A 23,156-nucleotide genomic window follows, 5' to 3' on the forward strand; every position below is an offset into this window, starting at 1 on the left:
AAAAGGATGGATTGAATGGATGGATTAGTTTTGTAATGAAAAGGGTGAATTTTCGGACATTGGGGAATGGGTGAACCAATGTTCTGCAAAAAAAGGATGGATTAAGTCTATTAATGGGTGAATTTAGTGACTGTGATAAAAAAAAGAGACTTCAAAAGCATTGTATTTGGGGTGTTGAATGGATTAGAAACTTTTGAAGTCTAATAAAAGATTTTGTATTGAATGGGGTATTTAGTTATAAAGGGTGGAAGTAACTAAATACATCTACTTCTACGGAGCTTATTGCAGAGGGTTTCAAAATTTAAAGGAGATTGCAGCTTTTTTTAGAGAAAAAGGGTCAAAGAAAAATAAAAAGAAATTCAAAAAATCAAATTAAACTTTGGATACCAGTTAATTAGAAAAAGACATAATTATTAAAAAAAATAAAAAAAAAGTTTTTGAATTCTCAAATAATTCTTTGTTTCTCCATTTAGTCCTCTAAAAATGGCCTCAATATTTGAGAATCAGTTCTCGTTTTACTTCGTTTTGGTTAATCGAAAAATGGTAAACATACAGCCCTTCTGACAAAATAGTAGCAGACTGCTTCCAAGTTGCTGTATTTTGTCCTGTGTGTTCACACACTATTGACCATTCTCCCATTTTTTTGCCTGTCATATCCAAAAGTTCAATCAAAATAACATCTCCTTTCACTGCACGGTAAGTCCATTGAAGGGATTCGTTGAAAGGATTGGGAGTTACTTTCACTACTTCAACACCCAAAATATTCGCACTATTAGGCGATGCCAATTCTTCAAAAGCACTATCCAGCCAATCCAAACGATCAGAAAGCCAATTTTTTAGATACGCAATTTCAGAAGAGTAATCACCTCCCACATAGTTGTTGGGCCAAATATATTCATCCAAAATTTGCCATTTTGAAAAATTGCGTATTTGCGCCTTATGTAGAAACGTTTCTTGTTCGGTTATCCATGAAAGTAGCTTATCGGCACTCAACACCGTTTGTCTAAGTTGCTGCCATCTTTGATAGGATTGTTGATTGAAGGCATTGTCTTGTCTAAGTTTTTCCCACCAAAAAGGAATGAGCCAAAAATCGTCCGTGCATATTTGATTGAAGTCCAATACCCATCCTGTTGTAAGCTCCCCTTGACAGTAATTAATATTGCCTGCCGAAAAATTGAAGTCCCAAACAGGGCCGATATGCAATTTGCCGCCATTGCTGTCTTTGTCCTTGTACAAAAAAGTACTCAAGCGATAGGCATCTATATTCTTACATACTTCATTAACAATCATGTAATCAATAAACGAATCGGTATCAATGTATTGACGGTATCCTTTTAGGCTATCTGCAAAATCTTCACTTTGAAGGTTATCTTCAAAAGCATGCATAAAATCTTCAATATACGCAGCTTGCTCAGGGACAATGGTTTCACTTTCAGGATATTCATATTGAAAGAAAATCTTTTGGTAGGAATTGTAGGGAGGTGTGTAAGTGGAGAACCAACCATCTCCGCCACTACCAGTTTGTTTGTCAATTTTGAAGATATAGCCCCCAGTCAAATCATCCCCTTCTATTTCATCAGGATCTAATTTGGCAATGTCAATGCGGTTTTTATCTCGCTTCAATTTTTCCATCAATACATACACCCCTTGATAATTGCCATTTATGACCAATTCACAAAAACGGGTACGAGCAGCATACTCTCCCATACTATTAGCAATATAGTAAGCCAACACATTTCTCATCAAACTTTTATCAGCATAGGGAGCATATAAAATCCAATCGTTTTCTTCGGGCATTCCTAATAATGACACATTGTTGTTGTCGCCATTGGATAATTGAGTTTCTAAGCCAAAAGATTTTTTGGGATAAGATTGAGAACTTGAGCCACGGTATTCGATGCTGATACGACCATTGTACACATTTGCAGGGTCTTCAATTGAAGACAATTTATCCTCACCATTATAGATAATTTGCATTGAAGCTACTATACGTGAAGCATCCAAAATTTGTTGGTCATCCGTATCAATCAGCACAATAGGAAGATTGGAAGAAGTGAACGATACTTGAGCAAGAAGCGGCACATATAGAAAGAAGGTACAAATACAAAAAAACAACCGATTCATTGGTTTAAAAATTTAATATTTAACTCCGTTTTTCCGTCTTATTCATCATCTTCAATTGTCTCTTATCGTGTGCATATATATCTCGTCTCAACTGCAAAGTGCCTTCATCATCTGCCCAAGCGGTGAAATACACTACATGTACACGAGTCTTTTTAGGAGGATTCACATATTGTTCTTTTTCACTAAACATGGCATTTCGAATTCTTTGATTGTTCCATGAGCCACTGCCCGCTAAAAGATTTTCTGCAAACAAAGCAGGATCTTCCAATCGAATACAACCGTGGCTAAAAGAACGCACACGGGTTTTGAAATCCACTTTATTGGGTGTATCGTGTAGATAAATGCTGTGGTTGTTGGTAAACATAAACTTAGCCCGCCCCATACTATTGGAGTCCTTCGGGTCTTGCTTCAATTTGACATCTTTCCAGTCGACCTTTTCCCAATCTACGCTGTAAGGATTGACTTTTTTACCCTTCAAAAAGACCTCTACATCTGCCACAATCAGTACACCAGGGTTCATCTTGATATACTCCAACTCTTCTTTGGCAATACTTCGAGGAATCGTCCAGGTAGGACTGAAAATGATGTTTTGCATGGGTTTATTTATCAAAATAGGGGTCATATTTTTGAATTCACCGACCACCGATACAATCTCTGTGGTTCGTTTACCCTCATCATATACATACACCATAAATTCAGGAATATTTGCCCATACATACCGTTCTCCCAAGTCATCTGGCAACCAACGGTAGCGGTTCATGTTCAGCCTTAACAAATCAATATCTTCTTCAATGGGAGTATTTAAACCCTGCAATGTTGGTGCATCTAGCGAACCTGTAATAGCCAATCCATGTCGGGTTTGGTAGTTTCTTATAGCAGCCACAAAATCATCATCAAAGTTATTGCTATTTGCTTTTGAAGCAGGTAAATCGCCCATTGCTGCCAGTTTTTGAGCCAATTGCAGCACCTGCTCCCCACTTTTTCCTTTGCCAAAAGAAGCATTTGCAGGAAGGGATTTCCATGTACCAGATTTGGCTATATCAAGGCATTTTTTGAGGTATTGCTGCAAATCTGCAAAGTTCTTAGAGGCAGGGTTAAGATTTTTTAGGCTACTTTCAATATTGTTGTCTGTGAGTGCTTTATCAAGCACTTCTCCTAAATCTCTTTCTCTTGTTGCCACTTCCCAATTTCGACTTTTAGGGCGAAAACTACCGTACAACAAATCCGAAGCATAATTCAAATAAGACTGACTCAACAACAAATCTAAGTCAATCATTTGCTGCAAATCTTTTGGTGGTGTTGCTTGAACCTTTTTATCTGATATTTGTATAGAATCTATCTTTGGATTAGAAGGATATACTTTTTGGTAGAGTGTTTCTATATCTGATAGTTGATAATCTGCTGCAATCAATCCATTTTCTTCAGCTTTTCGTAAGTAGTCAATGTACTGGAAAATCTTTGGATTGGCAGTTTGATTTTGTACACTTTGCCACCTCAATTGTTTGAAATTTGAAGGAGTATATATCTTCAACAATTCATCCGTAATCACAGTCATTTCATTTTGGCTCATCAGTTTTGCATAGCCATCACCCAATAATCGATTGGTAAGTGTTTCGCAAAGTTTTTCCAGTACCAACGAATCTTTGCGAGCATCATCCGTAGCTCTTTGGCCATTGGTATATAATAAGCTATCCATTTGCTCTTGTGTACAACCGATAAAAGAACCCACAAGAAATATAAAAATTATCCAATAGTTTTTTTGCATTTTACGAGGCTTATTTATAGATTTAATATCATTAACTTACACGCTGTATTGAGTATCCTTTAGCAATTATACTCAAATTTCAAGATAAAAGAGATGAGACAAAACATTGGCTGCGAATTAACTGCTGAAATATTTACTGTAATCTAATTTTGTCTTCTTACTTAATAGAATAACTCAACTCTATGAATGATAAAACAGACTATTGGTACTTAGAAAACGTAGATTTACACGCATTGTTTTGCCCGATAGCATTGTCTGAATTGGAAGATCCTCCTGAACCCAAAATATATAAAAAAGGGGAATTTATCTATTTTCCAGACGACAAAACTACAAAAGTTTATTTTGTAGAAGTAGGAAGAGTAAAAATTGGTTCCTACTCTGTGGATGGCAAAGAAGTTATCAAAGCTATTTTACATACTGGAGAAGTTTTTGGAGAGTTGGGGCTGGTCGGGCAAAGAACTTACAATGAGTTTTCGCAAGCTATGGAGAAGACCCAATTATGTGTAATGGGAATTGATGAAATGCGTGGATTGATGCGTCAAAATAAAGATTTTAGCCTGCAAGTCACACAAATTATTGGAAACAAACTGGTGAGAACACAACGCCGCTTAGAATCTCTAATTTTCAAAGATGCACGTTCTCGTATCATTGAATTTTTGCGAGATTTGGCTGTGCAAAAAGGACAAAGAGTTGGTTATGAAATGGTTGTTCGACAGTTTTTTACCCATCAGGAAATAGCCAATCTCACGGGAACTTCTCGTCAAACAGTAACGACTATCTTAAATGAATTGAGGGCTGACAACATGATTTATTTTGATAGACGCAAGTTATTGGTGCGAGATTTAGAGAAATTATCTGCTTTAATTCAGTAAAAAGAAACAGTAGTATTGCTAAACTGACTGTTAAACTCTTTTTATTAGCACGGTTTTTGAACTTTTTTATTCCAAAAAACCTTATATTTGCAGTTAAGTAAGCTCACCTTCTTTGTAAATGATAGAGTAGAAGCAAATTATTACCTTTTTAGCCCATACCTTACCATTACAAATTTACCAAGTATAATTCTTATCAGAATAAAACTGCAATAATGTAAGCGGTTGAAAATTACCAATTAACTCCATTGCGTATAACCATTTTTCCACAAAATTGAGGCGAACAGGGTAAAGTTATTTTAATTTTCATTCTTTAATGGGCGAGTTATTTTTTTTCAAAAATTATCAGATAAAATTATGAGTCATGGATTGAAGTACAATACCTCTTTGACACCAGTGTTGTTCAAAGAGTACGGTCGAAATGTTCAGCAATTGGTAGATCATTGCATCACCATTGAAGATGAAAAATATAGGAATGCTTTTGCTCAAGCCATCATTGACTTGATGGGACAAATGAGTCCTCACCTGCGGAATGTAGAAGATTTTCGTCACAAACTATGGGACCACCTTTTTGAAATAGCAAACTATAAGTTGGATATTGACTCACCTTATCCCATTCCTCTAAAAAAAGAAGTGCTGGAACAGCCTAAGTTGGATTATCCCCAATCCCGAATGCGTTTTCGTCACTATGGCAAAAACGTTGAACGGTTAATCAAAAAGGCAATAGCCATGGAAGACGGGCCTAAAAAACAAGCATTTGCAAGGGTAATCGCCAACTATATGAAGATGGTCTATGCGAACTGGAATAGAGATGGAGTGAGTGATGAACTGATTAAGAGTGACCTTGAGCTTTTATCAAAAGGCGAATTGACCTTGAGTGAGGAAGCAGCTATCAAAATGCCCAAATCAAACCAAATGAAACCACGCAAACGTTCTGTTGGTAGAAGCGGGGGCAAAAGCAATCGAGGGGGTAGTTATAAATCTAAAAATAACAAACGTAGAAATTTTCGTTAGACAATGGAGCAGAATGCCTTTGAAATCATTGGAGGGAAACCACTATATGGAGAATTGACTCCACAAGGTGCTAAGAATGAGGCCTTACAAATAATATGTGCGGTATTACTTACCAGTGAAAAAGTAATCATCTCTAACATTCCCAACATCCGAGATGTCAATAAACTCATAGAAATTATCGCAGATTTAGGCGTAAAAGTAGAACGTCTAAGTGAAGATACCTACTGTTTTCAAGCAGATGAAGTCAACATGGATTACCTTCATTCCGAATCATTTAGAGCGCAAGTAAGCAAACTTCGAGGTTCCGTTATGATTGTTGGTCCCTTGTTGACCCGTTTTCAGAAAGCTTACTTGCCTAGACCAGGTGGTGATAAAATTGGACGTAGGCGATTGGACACCCACTTCTTAGGATTAGAGGCTTTGGGTGGACAATTCACGTACAGCGAAGATGAAAATGCCTTTAACATAGATTCGGAAGGATTAAAGGGAACCTATATTTTGCTTGAAGAAGCCTCGGTAACAGGAACTGCAAATATTGTAATGGCAGCAGTGATGGCAGAAGGTGTAACAACTATTTACAATGCTGCTTGTGAGCCATACATCCAACAATTGTGTCGAATGCTCAATAGTATGGGTGCACAAATCAAGGGCATCTCCTCCAATATGCTCACCATACATGGTGTTTCGATGCTACATGGTTGTCAGCATCGAATTCTACCAGATATGCTCGAAATTGGTAGTTTCATTGGTTTGGCGGCAATGACCCAATCAGAAATCACCATCAAAAATGCCAGAGTCGATCAATTAGGAATTATTCCCACTACTTTCCGCAAAATGGGGATACAGTTGGAAATCAGGGGGGATGATATTTACATTCCTGCTCAAAAAAACTACACGATTCAAAAATTTATTGATGGCTCTATTTTAACGATTTCCGACCATCCTTGGCCTGGCTTAACTCCTGATTTACTGAGTGTATTGTTGGTGCTTGCTACTCAAGCAGAAGGCAGTGTCTTGATTCACCAAAAAATGTTTGAGAGCCGTTTGTTTTTTGTGGATAAACTGATAGATATGGGTGCCCAGATTATTTTGTGTGATCCACATAGAGCCGTAGTTATTGGACTCAATAGAGGGTATCCGCTTCGTGGTATTCGCATGAGTTCTCCCGATATTCGTGCAGGAATAGCATTATTAATTGCAGCACTATCAGCGGAAGGCAAGAGTATTATCAGCAACATCAATCAAATAGACAGAGGTTATCAAGACATTGATGGAAGATTGAAGGCATTGGGCGCACAGATTCGTCGAATAGATGAGTAGAAAAATTGGACTTTGGACAAGAGAAACGAGAACAGAGAAAAAATAAATCCCTCCACTTGATTACTAATCACTATTCTTCTGCAACTTTTACATATTCTACATTACGCATCCATTTCATTGAACCTTCGGTCAAGCACTGTTCCTGTGGGCCACAATGATAAATGTAAACATCTCCTTTTATCTCAAGCACTCTACCTATCAATGGCTGCAATTCGGGCTTCTTTGAGCTACCCGCTTTGTAATCTTCAGAAATAAAAACGTCTTCAATGGCTAAAATAGCACCTTTTGAAGTATAGAGTTCTCCGTTCAATATGCGGTTGCCATCAAATTCCTCCCAGCCCCCTAAGCTGTTTTTTTCTATTTTATCTGCAAGTCCAATCACTTCTTTTTGAGTAGAAGAAGGCAGTTGCTCATTGGTTTGTTGCTGACTTTTTGGAGTATTTGTACAGCTATTGGCCCACAATAGCACTGCGAAGAGGAATGATAACAGTGTTTTCATATTTTGAAAAATTTGTTCATGATTATATGCACTTCAAAATTACAAATAAATTTTCTGTAGTCTGTTAGGGTGATGAAGACAATCGATTTGATGCTGTCAATATGAATATTACTTCGGTGCTCTAATCAACAACCAAACTGCAATCACTCCAAAAATAAGATTGGGCATCCAAGCTCCTAAAAGCGGAGACAAGTTGCCATTGGTAGCAAAAGTGGTCGAAAATTGAAGTGCCACAATGTAACCCGCACTGAGAGCGATTCCAACAAATACATGAAATCCCATTCCTCCTCTAACTTTTCGAGAAGCAACTGCTAAAGCTATGATTGACAGTATATATGTAGAAAAAGGAACCGCAGTACGCCGGTGTTTTTCGACTTCGTAATACTCCAAATTGGGTGTGCCACGGTATTTTTCTTTGGCAATGTAGTCGTTGAGTTCTGGGCGAGTCATGGCATCCTTGAAGCGTTTTTCTCTTTCAAAATCCTTGGGGTGAAAATTTAAAGTAGTATCCAAATTCGCACCCTTTGAGATGGTTTCTTGCAGTCCATTGATTCGCCTTTCGGTATAGTTGGACAGAGTCCATTTCCCTTTTTCACCATCCCATTTTGCCCTTGCAGCATGTAGTTTGTAAATCATGTTTTGATTGGAATCTATTTGCTCTAAGGTAAATTTTCGTCCTGAACTATCTCTGATAATATAAGTTTCCAAATAAATGTAGGAATCGGGTGCAATTTGGAGGTGAATATCTTTATCTCTATTCACAATCTGTCCTCTCATATATTGATATTCAAAGGCTAAGCGTTCTTTGTTGGCATTGGGAACCCAATAATGACTACCATACAATTGTAGAACAACCAATAGAGTAGCTGCAAAAAAATAGGGTCCAAAGAGGATGCGATAGAAGCTGATACCGCTTGCTAATATAGCAATGATTTCGGTGCGGTAGGCCATTCGTGAGGTAAAGAAAATAGCCGATACAAAAATAAACAAAGGACTGAGAGTAAGCACCGTATGAGGAATGAAATTGGCGTAATATTGAAAAATAATCAGATTCATAGGGGCATTATTCTCCAAGAAATCATCTATGCGTTCCGATAAATCTATGACCACAATCACAGCGGAGAGCAATAAGACGGTAAAGAAAAAAGTACCCAAAAATTTTCCAACAATGTACTTGTCTAATTTTTTCATCACCACAATTTTACGAACTTTTTTAGACTTTATCTTTCAAAACGTTTTCTTGGCAGAAAAGGCTGCTAGGTAAAATTCAAAATGGTGATGATATTAAAAACAACTTATAGACTTGCACTGAGGTGCGTATCATAATCCAACTGCGAGATTTCGTATTGCATCATTTCAATGGTAGTTGGACGCATTTGCAGCGAATGTAAATATTTTTCACCAACTACTATTGATTGGATATCAATGTAAGGTTGGTTGTGTTTATAACTGATTGCCACTATACTACCATTAGCTCCAAAAGGAAGATTTTCGAATAAGTAATTGCCTTCACTGTCTTTGGTAGCTACTACAACGGTATTGTAGCCATCCAAAATAAGGTATAAATTGGCTTTATTATCTTTATGAGAGCTAAGTTGCGCCATCATCTTTCGTTTAGAAGTATTGGTTGGTAGAAATTCATTGACGCTAAACCAACCTGTATGGTGAATCATAAAAGTGTTTTTAGCCTGCGACCTACCTACATTGGCGACTTTTTCTTTGCTTCTTTCTGCAATCAAATATTTGCGGCAATTGTTCATTTGCATATACATGTTGGCTGTAAATGCGGTCATCCCATTGGCCAAAAGCTGATTGTAAGCATTTTCGTCTTCGAGGTTGATTCCATAAGGTGTTTGGTATAATGGTTTGGTATATTTTTCGGCAGCAAAATGGCTGAACTGATTCGCCAATTTTTGAAATATTTGAATAGATTCGGGATTTACAGAAGGATCTTTGGCTAATTGACTAAAATAATACGTTGTTTTACTATCTGATTCCTTTAAGTCTGCTTCGATATTATTCGTATATTTTTGTATTACTTCCTCAATCGCATACAATTCTTGGTATTTTTGCAGCACTTCCAATCGTTCTTCAAAAGCTCTTGTTGCAATAAAAGTTTGTTCAAATTTGGCTTGAGAAAGATATTGTTTCAAAGATGGACTCAAATCCATATCGCTGAAAGTCATCTGCTGCAATGGTAGGGAAATCATGCGATTGATTTGAGGCATTGATTTTGTCCACCAACTTTGACCTTTTTGGTCAAATTCTGCAAAAAACGCACGGTTATCGCCATCCCGATTGCGTGTAGGAAGTTCCACATATACCAATTTCTCGGGAGCAATTTTGAGGATTTCCTCATGCGAATAAGCATTGAAGTAAATCAAGCCATCTGAAGATAGTAAACTATTAAAGGTGTTTGTTGTGATATTAGAGAGTAAGTATTCAGACTTGCTATCCAATTCCTTCACCTCTATGATTATATTTCCTATCACACTGCTTCCATCTGGGTGAACAAAACAATTGGCAGGAATACTGATAAGTGCGCTACCATTGGTCACTAGTGTATTGTCTCGTTGATTGTCTAAATCATAAAACTGACTCGCAACATCTGTTTCTTCAAAAAGCTCATACAAAGGGTGTAGTGTACGCTGGTCAATAGATGGAGGAATTTGATTGTATTCATTGGAGCTACGCTGCTCTACTGCATTGCCAATGGAAATTGAGGTTGTATTGCCATCTGCCGCCTTTGAAGAAGGAAGTGATTTTGAATTAGATTTTATTAGCTTTGGAGAATTTGTATTGCTTTTTGGAGTTGAGACAACAGCAGTTGTTTCTCTTTGTTGAAACAAATTTTGATTCATCGCCTCTTGATCTGTGCGGTATTTATTGATAATATCTTCTTCAAAAATATCATTAGACTTGTACGGATTTGATTATGATAGAGTTATGTGAAAAGTGATTTGTTGTGTGCAATTATTTTCCTCTTGAAAAACATTTGTTATAATCAAAATATAGGACTCTTTTTCAAAACATTTGTTTATGAGTGTTTTAAGCATAAAATAATAAATCATTAAATATTTTCAATAATTTATTATTCACTGATTATCGAGCCGAACAAGTCTATTGGGTAACCAAGCAAGAATAACTCCAAATAGTATTAAAAACAACAATATTGCAGCTCGAAACATAATCAGAATGGATTTTGGGTGTATAGAATAGTGCCTGCGTAGTGTTTTAATATCCTACAATGTAATAAAATTAGAATTACAAAAAAAAAAAAAATGGAGAGGTATAAGAGGTGTTAAGAAAATGAACTTAAACAACCATATTTACAACTTTGCTCTGCAAAGAGTACAGTGACATAAGCTTATTGTTTAATATTCACAATAAAAGTTTTTTTTACTGAAAAATGACAATAAACTTCAAATATAAATAAAAAACCCCCTACCAAATCCTTTAAAGGCATTTGATAGGGGGTTTTCATAGCATAATTTTGTCCAATCAAAGAACAGGGAAAACCTAATTATCCTGCAATTTGAAGACTCTCTTCAAAATATCGGTCGTTCTAGCCAATGGGTCTTTTCGGATTTTTGCCTCTTCTTTTTCGACCATGAAAAACAAACCATCTAAAGCCTGATTGGTTACATAGTCTGCTAAATCAGGATTCACCTTTTTGACAAAAGGAACTTTATTGTATTTCCCAACAATATCGTCCCAGTTTCGAGTAACCCCAACCTGGTTGAGCGAAGTTTCAATAACAGGACGAAAAGAGTTGTAAAGTTCTTGGGTTGTGGTTCGCTTCAAAAAGTTGGTAGCAGCATTATTTTCTCCCTTCAAAATACTCATAGCGTCAGTGATGGTCATCTTTTGAATGGATGAGATAAAAATCTTTGCTGCTCCTTTTGCCGCTTCTTCTGCTCCACGGTTGATGTTGACCACCAATTTGTCTATCTCATTTCCCAAGCCCAGGTCACGAAGTGTATTTTCTACTTTTTGAACATCAGGAGGAAAAGGGATACGGATATTTGCATTGCCGTTGTAACCGTCTAACTGCGACACTACACCAGCACCTTTGGTAATACCTACTTCCAAAGCTTGTTTCAAACCCTGAATAACTTGAAGTTCGGTGACAGGGCCATCTCCTGAAGTTCCCAATACATCACCAACACTTTTAAGGATTTCTTGTCCAGACGAGCAAGCACTAAAGAACATACTTACTGTTAGAAATAATACGACTATTTTTTTCATGTGAAATAATTTGAAAAATAATGAAAAATAAAAAGAGCAAATTTAATAAGAATAGAGCAGTGGATGGGACGTAAATGCTTATTTTGTGGGAGTAAGTTGGCTGTTTATTTATTAGACTTTTGATTGGCTACAAAAGTCACTAAGTAAAGTGGGGAGCATCAACATTGTCTTTAGACCAAAGTGAAAGTTTAACGATTACTTAAAGGGGTTTTCTAACAAACGTTGAATTTTAGTTCTGAGTTGCTTTCTACGCTCTTTTCGACGTACTTTTTTTTCTTGACGTTTCTGCATTTTATCCATTATCTGTGCGCTTGTATTGTCATCGTTTATCAAATTCTTTGTGCTAATGGTCGACACAATACCTGTGAGAATTCCTTTCCACCAAAAATTAATAATGGATTTGCTATCATCTCGTTCATAATCAATAATCCCTTCTCTAAATTTCCCTCCTCTTTTGGGATTGTCGTTTCTAATAAAGAGTTTGTCTGCAAAAAAGGAAATAATATCTTGTTTCGCAGTCACCTTACCTGTTTCTTTATCCTTCAAAGTGATCTTCAAGTCGTTGTAATAAAGATGCAATTTGCCTCTCGCTCGTTTATCGGTTGCGAAAGCAGAAAAAGTAATTTTATCAATTTTACCGCCATCTACTCTAGCAGGTACGACCTCCAAAATGGGATTGAAGTCTGTCATATCCATGCCGCTGAGTGAACCCGAAAAAGTATGTGCATATTCACTACTATTCAAAGGAAAACTGAAATCGATTTTTAGAAATCCCGTTCCCATCACATATCCCTCTGCTTGCAAAGTAGCTTTTGTATCATTAGTAATGAGTAAACTATTATTGGTGATATTGTTGATATTAGCATTGAATTTGTCCAAGGTAAAAAGCCCCATTTTAGACGCTGTTGGCCCATAAGTAGTATATTCTATTTTGCTGTCTTTTACTTCAATGTTGTCAATATAAGTGGTAATGGGAAGATTCTGAAGCATAGCTTGCGGCATGGGTAAAACCCGCTCACTTGGATGTTCCAATCTCTCATCCAAAAAAACTTCAATAAACGCATTGGTAAGAAGTATCTTTTTTACGTTCAAAGTACCTCTACTCAGCAAAGAATTGATATCCAGACCATTCATACTAACATCCATATTCGCAATACGTGTCCAACCGACTCTATGGCCTACAATGTGTCCCAACTCTAATTTAGAATGGTTTGGAGATAAGTTGACCTTTTTCATATCCGCTTTTTCGTTTACCATGTCCAAACTTATTTGATCCATTGTCAAAGTACTCAGAGCATCAGGCAATTGTCGTCGAAAATTTCCAGTCGTAATTTTGAAATCATCAGCATAAAAAAGTTTATCCTTTTGGTCTTCCAGCGAATGATCAACCCTAAAATTGTTAATAGCCAAGTTGATAGAATTTATAGACATCAGCTCTTCCTCGTTTTCGGCATCCAATACCAACAAAGAAGCATCGTTGATGGTAAAAGATTCTATTCCAAAAGTATTGAGTTTTGGCGTTAAAATTTGCTGAAAATCAATGCTTTTCATTTCATTTTTCTTCCAGTCATTTTCTACATTATTATATTTCTTGAGTACAATTTTGGGTTCGTTGAGTTCTACTGCAGGAATAGTCCATTGCTCTGAACGCATCAATGCCTTGTAGTCACCATCAAAAAAATCAGACGTATTCAAGGTAATCTCTTGAATCTCTATGGATTGTACGTTTTTATTGCCGCCATCTTTGGGAATCAGTTGGAGAGATTGAAGCTTCAATAAGGATTCATCTAAGGAAAACGAAGCACAGGAGATTCCTAAATTGTACTTACTTTTAGGAATCGGTACAATAGTTTCATTTATATCAAACTGAATATTACTTGCCTTGATAGGTAGGTCCTGAATCGTTTCCCCCATATATTGAGGCGTAGCCATTTCTACATCACTAAGATGTGCATTTATGTTTTGAGTAATAGCAACTTGAAGGGTATCTTGGCCTATTACTTTCAAATACTCCATTTTAGAATTTTTGACCAGTATATCGCCCACAAAAAATGATTGAATTTCGGTAAGGACTTCTTCTATCGGCTGTTCTACTTCACATGAATCAGGTACTTCAATGGAGGGACAGTTGCGTTTTTCGAGTTGCAGCATTTTAATTGTTCCTTCATGAAGTTGAACATTATTGATATTGACATGTTTTTGCCACAAAGCATCATACAAGTCAATACCTGTGATAGTGAATTTTGGAATTTGCAAATCAAAAATATTGTAGGTTGGAAGCGTACAATCTCCATATCTTTGAAGCACTTGCTCCATATTTGGTTGAATGTGAATATCTTTTAGTAGTATCTCTTGGGCGGCAATATTGATGTTCAACTTGTTGAAATGAAGCTTATACATATCATCCGAGGCATCTTGTATTTTTGATTGAAGTTGTGAGGAAATGAAAGGATACAAGTAGCGACTGATAGCCCATTGAAGTGAAAACAACAACAGAAGAACCAAAGCCGAAGTAACGGCGATATATTTTATTATTTTGATGTACGGGATATTCATTGAGTTTTTAAAATGGTATTCATTACACTAAAATTACTGTTTTTCATGTGATTGAACAAATTTAACTTTGCAGAGTTGATATATGCCAATAGGTACTCTGAAAAGTATGTAACTTTATGCAATGATTTGATAATTGCGTGTAAGTTTTACAATATAACCCAAATATAAGCAATAATGTTGACGCTTCTCTCTCCTGCAAAAACACTGGACTTTGAAAAAGAGCCAGTTATTGACACCTACTCTCAGGCTGCCATGCTTCAAAATACCGAATATCTGATAAAAAAAATTCGCCGTTTATCCATTAAGCAGATTGAGAATTTGATGAATATAAGTGAAAACCTTGCAGATTTGAATCACCAAAGATATGCCAACTTTCACACACCTTTTACACCTCAAAATGCAAAACAAGCTGTTTTAGCCTTCAAAGGAGATGTCTATATTGGTTTAGATGCAGAAAGTTTTTCGACAGAGGATTTTGAATTTGCTCAAAACCACCTGAGGATATTATCTGGGCTTTATGGGCTACTGCGTCCTTTGGATCTCATACAAGCCTATCGGCTCGAAATGGGCACCAAACTTAAAGTAACACCTACCAAAGACAACTTGTATAAGTATTGGGATGCACAAATCACCAAAAAAATAAACGAAATTTTAGAAACACAAAAAGAGCAGGTAGTCGTGAACTTGGCTTCAAATGAATACTTCAAAGCCGTAAAACCAAAACTGGTGAAAGGTAGGATATTGACACCTATTTTTAAAGACTTCAAAAATGGGGAATACAAGATAATTAGCTTTTTTGCAAAGAAAGCACGGGGAAGTATGGCTCGGTATATCATCCAAAATAGGATTACACATTTGGATGATATAAAGGCTTTTAATACAGAAGGTTATTGTTATAAAGAACAACTATCTAAAGAAAACGAATGGGTATTTACAAGAGATTAAATGTGATAAATATTACCTTTTGATGGGCTTCTTTTTCACAGTTCTCTTGTTACTATTATCCTCTATTGAACCTGAAGCATCTACTAAATCTGTGGGAACTTCAATTTTAAAAATTTCTTTACCCAGTACATCTTCAATAAGTTTGAACTTTTTTTGTCCTCTATCATTGATAAAAGTGATGACTACAGCAGAGTTATTACTAGCTGTATTCTGCACAATACGAGCTACATAATCCCTTGCACTATTGGGTGCATCGTAATTAATAATGAGGTTAATATCAGACAAACTAATTTCTCGAACAAGTATATCCGAAACTACTAATATCTGAAATTCTTTGTCTGTGAAATCCTCCAAAACGATTTCACGTTTTTCAGGATCCATATCCTCGTGTATATCGTAAGATTCATACCCTAATTTTCGCAACTCTCGGGCAGCCGTTTTTGTATTCGCTTTTGAAGCAGCAAATATGAGGACAGAGCTAATGAGTTTATTCATTAGCAAAGAGTTGATTAAGTTGAGCTTATCTTTGCTGTAAACAACATAAGCAGCTTGTAAAATATGATCAATAGAAGCCGAAAGAGCGTGATTTTGCAATTCGCTTTCGCTTTCTACATTTGTATGTTTTTCAGACATAAACACTTATTATAAAAGGTTCGGTGATTCGTTGTTGCTATCGTGAACAATATAGAGAATAAAGAGAGGATAACAAAGAAAGTCTTATTAATTCATTATTTTGTATTAATCGAATTGCTTACCTTGTACTTCTTTTTTATCAAATTAAATGTAAAAATAGAAACCCCATGAAAAACTACCTAATACTTATCGTATTATCTTTCGCATTATTGAATATATCGTCTTTGCTTGCTCAAACAGACGAAACAGATGCCATCGAAAATGCTGAAACCATCAAAGCACAGGAGAAAGAAATCAAAGAGAAAGACAAGGCTCTCAAAAAAATGGAAAAGGCTACAAAACAAGCGGAAAAAGCTAACAATGAGGTAGCTAAAACCAAAAAACAACTCGCAAAAGCAGAACAAAAAGCAAAAAAGACGAGAGCGAAAGCTGCAAAAATGGAAAAAAAATTGGAAGGTGTTGAATTACCTGAGCCCAAAGATCAATTGAAGCTCGAAAAACTTCAACTCAACGATGCTAAAGCAAAATTAGCCATACAGAAACTCGAAGAAAAGCTAAAGAAAGCAGAAGACAAAGCCAAAAAGGCAGAGAAAAAAGCCGATAAAGCTACGGATAAGAAAGAGGAGGTGATGGAGAAATATGAAGATAACCAATAAGTTTTAGAGGTAATTCCAAATAAGAGCAGCTTATTTGGAATTAAGTACTTCAAAAAGGTAGATAATTCCAAATAAAAATGTTAAAATGGGAATTATCTATCTTTTTTTTATTTGTCAAACCTGTTCTTCAATGATTGGCCGAAAAAAAGAATTGTATTTTTAAACAGACCAAATTTCAATGCAAATAATTCGCTATGAACAAGATATTCCTACTACTGATTGCTATTCCCTTTTGGAGTATTGAAGTGAATGCCCAAGACCATGCAAGTGAGATTGTTGAATTTCAAAACGAACTGAACGAGTCGTTTAGGAGTGAAGACGAATCACCTTTGACCGAAAAAGCCAAAAAGAAATTCAAAGGATTGAAGTTTTTTCCCATTAATGAGGAATATCGAGTGGAGGCAGACTTTGTGCGGATTGAAGATGCTGTGCCTTTTCAAATGCAAACAACAACGGATAGATTACCAACTTATGAGCAATACGGCATCGCAGCCTTTACCCTTGAAGGTAAAACCTATCAATTGATAATTTACCAAAGTCATCAACTTAGAGAAATGGAAGAATACAAAAACCACTTATTCTTGCCCTTCAAAGATTTAACAAGTGGAAATAAAACATACGGAGGTGGGCGGTTTATGGACTTGGAAATACCTGAAGGGGACAAAATCATCATTGACTTCAACAAAGCCTACAATCCTTATTGTGCTTACAACCATCATTATTCTTGCCCCATTCCTCCCAAAGAAAATTATTTGGATATTAAGGTTTTGGCGGGGGTGAAGAAATATAAAAAGTGAGGGAATAATTCTTGCATTTTCCTAAAACGCCCCTCTCAACAACTTCACAGGATTCAGCCCATCAATATCCAGCAAAAAGCTCACCCGTTGCAGTAGCTTCAAACCGCTGATGTCAATGCGTTTTTGGAAATCATCCGAATACACCAAAGGCAAATACACTTCAAAACGATTCGGCACAACAATCAGCGCCAAACCACCTTCCACCAAGAGTTTTTCTGACCATGGAATCAAACTACTGCTACTTTTGCCGTAGCCAAAATTGAAGTAGGCTTTCACAGGAATTTTCGATAACAACGTAGTTTTCAAGTTGGCAGCCAGCAAATATTCATTCGCAAAACCGACCGAACCCAAAGGAATTTTGAAGCCCCCATGTTGCATCGTCACCTGCTGCGAAAAGAATCCGCTGACCTCATTTCGCCCCAACAACAAATCATCATATACAAAATCTCGTGGCCCCGTATCACTCATGGTCAACGCTATTCCAATTGCATCGTTTTTGAGGAAATAACCACCAAACAAACGCACATCCAAACCATCGTGTTTACCCCCTTTATACGACAAAAGGTACTTCACCTCAGCCGATGCCAAACTAAAGTCCTTCGATTGCTGCAATTGCACATTGAAGCCATAAGGGTGAATACGTCTTTTGTCATTTAAGGAGAGAGATAATTCATTGATAGAATAGGAATTGTTGCGAAGCAAACGTTCTACATTGTAGAAAGCAGTATCTTGACTAAACGACTCTCGGTTCATGTTGATGTGTCTAAACTGCAACTGTTTTTCGACCGAACTGCGGGCATCTTTGGGGCGAAAAGTCAGCGTGGCAGAAGGCACAAATCGCAGATATTGAACATCCTCGTCAATTTGTTGGATTTCGGGAGGAGCCGTTTCTTTGGGGAAAGCCGAAAGGTTGCCCTCGGTGAATCGATGCACGTCTAAACCAAATGTCAAACGATTAACCACTCCTTTTTTGGGCAACAAATGGTATTGAATATTTGCCGTACCGACCAAATCCGCTGCATTGAGGCTGAACATTGGAACTGCAAAATATTCCACCCTTTTGCGAGGGGCAAGACTGTTGTAGAAAGCCGCACCGAGCATCAAACCATCGTATTTGTTGAAGCCCAACATCGGCGTGTAAAAAATTTGCTTGTGGTGTTCATCTTCCAGACTTCCAAAGAGTTTTAGCTGAATCGGGCGACCTCTTTTTCCACCTTTGAGGTTGTAGTTGTTGTTGCGTCGATTGATTTCAGGAACGTATCCGCCAGCATCAATTCGGAGTTTGTCGTATTTCAAGGCGGGAAATTCTACTTTTCGAGTACCTGCAAAACCTTCATACCATCGGGTCGCAATCACCGAATCGCCTTTGAAGGCAGTTAAGGAAAAAGGGGCTGCAATGGCATCTTTTTTGTTTTTGACTTCGACTCGATGCACTTTCTGCCCTGCATCGTTTTTGCCATAGCGGTAAATATAGTTGGCTTTGTAGTCAATTGTTTTGTTAGTATTCAGCAATTCGTCAAAAAACCAACTCAAATCTTTGCCCGTTTCATGCTCCAACAAAGTCCTGAAATCACTGGGCGAAACATGTTTAAACTTGTAGGTTTCATAGTATTGCTGCATGATTTGGTCAAAAGTCGCTTTGCCTAAATATCCCTCCAAATAGCGCATTGCTAAAGCTGCCTTGCCATAAATCATTGCGCCATAGTTGTCGTCTGTCAAGGTTTCGGAATCCAATGTAACAGGCTGGTCTTTAGCTTGTCTTGCATAGAGTAAGTACCAATAGTAGTTGTAGGGAGTCGCATAAAAATCGGAGAATCCCAAATTGTCAACCACATTTTCCGCAGTCACATTTGGCAGACTATCGTAGCTTCCCAATTTCGGATATTTTTCTTCGAGATAACGGGATTCATAGTAAGAGTTCATGCCTTCGTCCATCCACGGATTGTCTCGCTCATTGGAGGCGAGAATCCCTTGAAACCAGTTGTGTCCCACTTCGTGCAGCAAGACATCTTCTAAATAAGTGTCGTTTCCAGCATAGCCAATTACCGTCACCATCGGATATTCCATACCACTGCCTGCACCCAAACCTCCTTGAAGCCCAGTGACTTGACGGTAGGGGTAATCGCCCAAATGCTTGGAGTAAAACAAAACCGCTTCGTTGATGTAACCAATGCTGTGTTTCCAAAGGTCGGCTTCTTCATTGGTAAACATGGCCCAAGTAGTGACTTTTTCACCAGAACGAGGGAGCATGACTTCACCCTTCAATACATGGTAGCGTTTGTCGGCAAACCACGCAAAATCATGCACATTGTCTTGTATGTATTGCAGCGTTTTGTAGGTCGTATCGGAAGGCGGAAAACTGTTGTCCCACAGCGAATAACTTTTCTTTTCGGCCGTTTCTTTCGCTTTTTCCGTCAGCCATTGGAGTTCCTCCTCGTTTTGCAAATCACCTGTCGCACCCACCACATAGTTTTGAGGCAGCGTGATTTCGACATCATATCTACCAAATTCAGAATAAAATTCGCCTTGGTCGAGGTAGGGCATCGGATGCCAACCATCTTGGTCATAGACTGCGGGCTTGGGATACCATTGCGTGATTTGGTAGGCTTGCCCTTGATGTCCCATGCGAGAATAGGTGACTGGTAGTTTGACATGGAAAGGCGTGTTAATCAACACTTTACTATTTGGCAACACAGGTTCTGGTAAAATTAATTTTGCGATGTCTTTGTGTTCTCTATCGGGTTCCCACTTTAATTTTTCATCACCCACTTTGAAGCGCAATTGGTCTATATAACCTCGATCTTTTTCGATAGAAAAATAAAAATCTGCATTTCCATTCTCCAAAAACTGCTTGGCAAAAGCAGTTGACTGGTCTTTGTAGGCATTGGGCCACAGGTGGAAATAAATGAAGTCCAGCGTGTCAGGTGAATTGTTGATGTATTCTATTTCCATTCGACCGTCCAACTCGTGTTTTTTGTCGTTGAGCGTCACATCAATTTCGTAATTGACCGTTTGTTGCCAATCATCAGTAGATTGGGAGAATAGTGGAATATAACAAAATATAAATAAGAAACTTATCAGTGTTTGCCGCATCATCAAATTCATTGCTTTTTGAATCTGCAAATTTAACAGATTAATGTTAGAGGCTGCTACTGAACCACTACTTTTTCTGTCCAAACGCTTGCTCCTACTTTCACCTTCAAATAATAAATGCCTCGTGGATAGTGCGAAACGTCTATTTCAACTGTTTTCTTATTTTCTAACTTACTGTTTTGCAGTATTTTGCCTTCCACACTATAGACTTCAATATGTGTGTTTCCATTGAAGGAAATAGGAAGTTCTACAAAAATTGTCTGTTGGCTTGGATTGGGATAGAAGCGAATCGGGTTTTGAAGTGCATCTTCAATGTCTGTTAAGTCAGCTATTTGTAAATCAAAACTTTCGCTGAAGGTATCCGTATTTCCACAGACATCCGCTATTTCTCCTTCAAGAAGTAGAACGTATTCACCTATTGGCAATTCTGGTTCGATTCTGTAATAAAAAGTTTGAGCATATCCCGTTTCATTGCAGAGGGTTTCGTTGGTGAGTTCGTAACCTTCAATGGACAAATTCAAGGCTTCAATGGTTTGACATTGTACCTCTTCTGAAAAATTCAATTGAAGTAAATCAGGCTCTGTTCCCTTCAAAAAAACGTTTTTGTCTTCAATAATGCTTGCTACTTCATCGCCAATCGGTATGGTTGAAGCACTGAAATCTAGGATGAAGCCATTTGGAGAAGTAGTAAATTGACTGATGTTGATGGCATAGACCCAACCTTTTTTGACCGTAATTTTTTTGTTTTGGTTTTTATCTTCCCCTAAAGCAGACGTTTGATTCGTTTCACCAGTTGGCCCTGTAATACCAGCTGTGGAGGAATAATTGCAACTGATCAATAAAGAAGGATTGTCATAAATCTCTCCGCAAGTATTATTGGTAACATTGAAAACCGCCCAGTCGTAATCATCAGTTAAATTGTATGGAATGATGGAAAAGGCCAATTCCCCAAAGTCTTCTGCCTTCAATTTGTACCAAACACTATTTTTTTCACCACTCAATAAACAAGTGTTCTGCCCATCAATTTCATTCGGTATATGTCCTTCCCCATAGTATGGATTTAGATTGCTGTAAACTTCTTGACAGACTACAATCGCTCCTTCGCAATCTTGCTCGTTTGGTCGTATGATGGGAATCGGACAGTCCTCTTCAAAACAATTCCATGTAGCCTTCCAACCTGTGAGCTGCGTATCTGTATCAGATCGAAATCGAACCGTAATACAGCCATTATAGGCATTCAGAATGGGCAAAGTTTGAAGTCCTGTATTGTGAAAAAGCAATTGTGGACTAGTCGTGCTTGAGCCGTCAAAGACTTCTAACAAATCAAAGTTCGACTCCATCATCACTGTTCCAAAATCTATTTGCATACAAGTTGGCACAGGATCGGGGCATATCGTAAAGACAAGTTTTTCATTTGGGTTATAATCGGCATCAGGTCCCCCACTATCGTATAAAATTCCTGAACAATCCGCCACCGTTGCATTTTGCATGGTGTATTCGGTTTGGGCAAAAATCAGACTGCTCAAAAGAAGAGGCAGTAAAAAAGTAGTTGTTTTTTGCATGAGGTGAATTTTGAGAGAGTAAATTTTTAGAAATCAAGGGCTAAGTTAATGTTTTCTTAGTAAGTAAAACAAAATTTATATGTCCAAGTTTTTTTGAGATCAAAATCACCTCACCAAAACCACCCATCCCCGCTTAATCACCTCATTCCCATCCCTAAACCGCACCCAAACATCCACCACATACATCCCCAAATCCAAGTCTTGCCCTCGAAAACGTCCATCCCAAACAGCCACCAAATCACCTGCCTCAAACACCTTCTGCCCCCAACGGTTATAAATCGCATATTGCACATCCACAATGTTTTGTCTACGAATCAACTAGTGAAAAGAATTACTCCATATCCAACTGCTTCTTAATGGCAGTTTCAATTTTCGCCATATCTTTTTTTGAAATTTGACCAACTCTATTATCCAGTCGTTCTTTGCTAACTGTAGTTAATTGGTCAATGATGGCCTTGCAAGCATCTCCATCTAAATTTATTTTCACTTCGCTGGGATAAATTTTGCTCACCGTTCTGCTAAGAGGAATGACTTGATAACGCCCTAAAACTTTATTGACAAGATTGTTACTGAGAATAATAGCTGGTCTTTCCTTTCTTATTTCACTGCCAACTGAAGGAGAAAAATTCACCCATCAAACATCACCCCGTCTAACTTTTGGTTTCCTTTTTGTCATATAATTATTTGTTTACCAGTCTAAATTTCTTTTTCCATTCTGTTCATCTTCTGCCATTTCTTCGTAGGCTGCCCTCAAATCAGTATATTCATTTTCTGAAAGTTTTGACAAATACCCACCGTATTCTTCTTTATTATCTTGAAGAATTGCTGATTGAAAATTCCAATCCTCTACTTCATCAAACTTCCTGATTCCATTCTGTTCATCTTCTGCCATTTCTTTATACGCTGCTTCCAAACCTTCTTTTTCCGCATCTGATTTTTCTACAATAGAGGTACTTACAACATCCATCAATAATTGATAAACTTGATGCAATTCCTTCCCTGTCAAGTGGTCTATTGCCCTAAATAGTTGAAGTTTGATATCCGAATCCGTCATTTTATACATTTTTTACCAAAG

19 protein-coding genes are annotated in these 23,156 nt (G+C 37.4%); 6 read left to right on the forward strand and 13 right to left on the reverse strand.

Annotated features, from left to right (window positions below; translation table 11 throughout):
- Window positions 1-489: 489 nt before the first annotated feature.
- A complete protein-coding gene (locus tag R3E32_15265; protein ID MEZ4886093.1) occupies window positions 490-2,124 on the reverse strand; it encodes a CotH kinase family protein in 1,635 nt (544 codons plus the stop codon).
- 19 nt (window positions 2,125-2,143) lie between these two features.
- The gene (locus R3E32_15270; GenBank protein ID MEZ4886094.1) at window positions 2,144-3,889 is read right to left on the reverse strand and encodes a L,D-transpeptidase family protein; all 1,746 of its coding nucleotides are present in this window, start codon (window positions 3,887-3,889) and stop codon (window positions 2,144-2,146) included.
- A gap of 182 nt (window positions 3,890-4,071) precedes the next feature.
- Here R3E32_15270 and R3E32_15275 point away from each other — a divergent pair, with 182 nt between their 5' ends.
- The 3 genes from R3E32_15275 to murA all read left to right on the forward strand — a co-directional run bounded on the left by R3E32_15275 (window position 4,072) and on the right by murA (window position 7,092).
- Window positions 4,072-4,761, forward strand: coding sequence for a Crp/Fnr family transcriptional regulator (locus tag R3E32_15275; GenBank protein ID MEZ4886095.1), 690 nt, complete (start codon window positions 4,072-4,074; stop codon window positions 4,759-4,761).
- A gap of 354 nt (window positions 4,762-5,115) precedes the next feature.
- Window positions 5,116-5,772, forward strand: a complete 657-nt coding sequence (locus R3E32_15280) for a DUF4290 domain-containing protein (protein MEZ4886096.1) — start codon at window positions 5,116-5,118, stop codon at window positions 5,770-5,772.
- A gap of 3 nt (window positions 5,773-5,775) precedes the next feature.
- Entirely contained in the window at window positions 5,776-7,092 is a 1,317-nt protein-coding gene (gene murA / locus R3E32_15285; protein ID MEZ4886097.1) for a UDP-N-acetylglucosamine 1-carboxyvinyltransferase, read from the forward strand.
- Between the two features lie 70 nt (window positions 7,093-7,162).
- Here murA and R3E32_15290 read toward each other — a convergent pair whose 3' ends face one another.
- From R3E32_15290 to R3E32_15310, 5 genes are all read right to left on the reverse strand, one after another.
- Window positions 7,163-7,591, reverse strand: a complete 429-nt coding sequence (locus R3E32_15290; GenBank protein ID MEZ4886098.1) for a hypothetical protein — start codon at window positions 7,589-7,591, stop codon at window positions 7,163-7,165.
- A 108-nt stretch (window positions 7,592-7,699) separates the two neighbouring features.
- Entirely contained in the window at window positions 7,700-8,782 is a 1,083-nt protein-coding gene (locus R3E32_15295) for an LptF/LptG family permease (protein ID MEZ4886099.1), read from the reverse strand.
- 104 nt (window positions 8,783-8,886) lie between these two features.
- Window positions 8,887-10,440, reverse strand: coding sequence for a hypothetical protein (locus tag R3E32_15300; GenBank protein MEZ4886100.1), 1,554 nt, complete (start codon window positions 10,438-10,440; stop codon window positions 8,887-8,889).
- 670 nt (window positions 10,441-11,110) lie between these two features.
- Complete coding sequence (locus R3E32_15305) at window positions 11,111-11,839, reverse strand: DUF4197 domain-containing protein (GenBank protein ID MEZ4886101.1); 729 nt, start codon at window positions 11,837-11,839, stop codon at window positions 11,111-11,113.
- A gap of 195 nt (window positions 11,840-12,034) precedes the next feature.
- Window positions 12,035-14,395 (reverse strand): hypothetical protein, encoded by a 2,361-nt coding sequence (locus R3E32_15310; GenBank protein ID MEZ4886102.1) that lies wholly within the window; start codon window positions 14,393-14,395, stop codon window positions 12,035-12,037.
- A 174-nt stretch (window positions 14,396-14,569) separates the two neighbouring features.
- Here R3E32_15310 and yaaA point away from each other — a divergent pair, with 174 nt between their 5' ends.
- Window positions 14,570-15,340 (forward strand): peroxide stress protein YaaA, encoded by a 771-nt coding sequence (yaaA, locus tag R3E32_15315; GenBank protein MEZ4886103.1) that lies wholly within the window; start codon window positions 14,570-14,572, stop codon window positions 15,338-15,340.
- A gap of 12 nt (window positions 15,341-15,352) precedes the next feature.
- Here the strand turns inward: yaaA and R3E32_15320 are convergent, their stop codons facing one another.
- A complete protein-coding gene (locus R3E32_15320; GenBank protein ID MEZ4886104.1) occupies window positions 15,353-15,973 on the reverse strand; it encodes a DEAD/DEAH box helicase in 621 nt (206 codons plus the stop codon).
- 167 nt (window positions 15,974-16,140) lie between these two features.
- Between R3E32_15320 and R3E32_15325 the strand changes: the two genes are divergently transcribed.
- Both R3E32_15325 and R3E32_15330 read left to right on the forward strand, forming a co-directional pair.
- On the forward strand, window positions 16,141-16,629 hold the full coding sequence (locus R3E32_15325; protein MEZ4886105.1) for a hypothetical protein: 489 nt from the start codon (window positions 16,141-16,143) through the stop codon (window positions 16,627-16,629).
- 194 nt (window positions 16,630-16,823) lie between these two features.
- Window positions 16,824-17,426 carry a DUF1684 domain-containing protein gene (locus R3E32_15330; GenBank protein ID MEZ4886106.1) on the forward strand — a complete coding sequence of 201 codons (603 nt, stop codon included), beginning with the start codon at window positions 16,824-16,826 and terminating at the stop codon, window positions 17,424-17,426.
- A gap of 21 nt (window positions 17,427-17,447) precedes the next feature.
- Here the strand turns inward: R3E32_15330 and R3E32_15335 are convergent, their stop codons facing one another.
- The 5 genes from R3E32_15335 to R3E32_15355 form a co-directional block, all read right to left on the reverse strand.
- A complete protein-coding gene (locus R3E32_15335) occupies window positions 17,448-20,522 on the reverse strand; it encodes a M1 family metallopeptidase (GenBank protein MEZ4886107.1) in 3,075 nt (1,024 codons plus the stop codon).
- Between the two features lie 53 nt (window positions 20,523-20,575).
- Window positions 20,576-22,081, reverse strand: coding sequence for a T9SS type A sorting domain-containing protein (locus R3E32_15340; protein ID MEZ4886108.1), 1,506 nt, complete (start codon window positions 22,079-22,081; stop codon window positions 20,576-20,578).
- Window positions 22,082-22,186: 105 nt separating this feature from the next.
- A complete protein-coding gene (locus R3E32_15345) occupies window positions 22,187-22,399 on the reverse strand; it encodes a gliding motility-associated C-terminal domain-containing protein (protein MEZ4886109.1) in 213 nt (70 codons plus the stop codon).
- Between the two features lie 13 nt (window positions 22,400-22,412).
- On the reverse strand, window positions 22,413-22,712 hold the full coding sequence (locus tag R3E32_15350; protein MEZ4886110.1) for a type II toxin-antitoxin system PemK/MazF family toxin: 300 nt from the start codon (window positions 22,710-22,712) through the stop codon (window positions 22,413-22,415).
- Window positions 22,713-22,769: 57 nt separating this feature from the next.
- Window positions 22,770-23,144, reverse strand: coding sequence for a hypothetical protein (locus tag R3E32_15355; protein MEZ4886111.1), 375 nt, complete (start codon window positions 23,142-23,144; stop codon window positions 22,770-22,772).
- Between the last annotated feature and the right edge of the window lie 12 nt (window positions 23,145-23,156).

It is taken from the genome of Chitinophagales bacterium, from assembly GCA_041392475.1.
Lineage (GTDB): Bacteria > Bacteroidota > Bacteroidia > Chitinophagales > UBA2359 > JAUHXA01.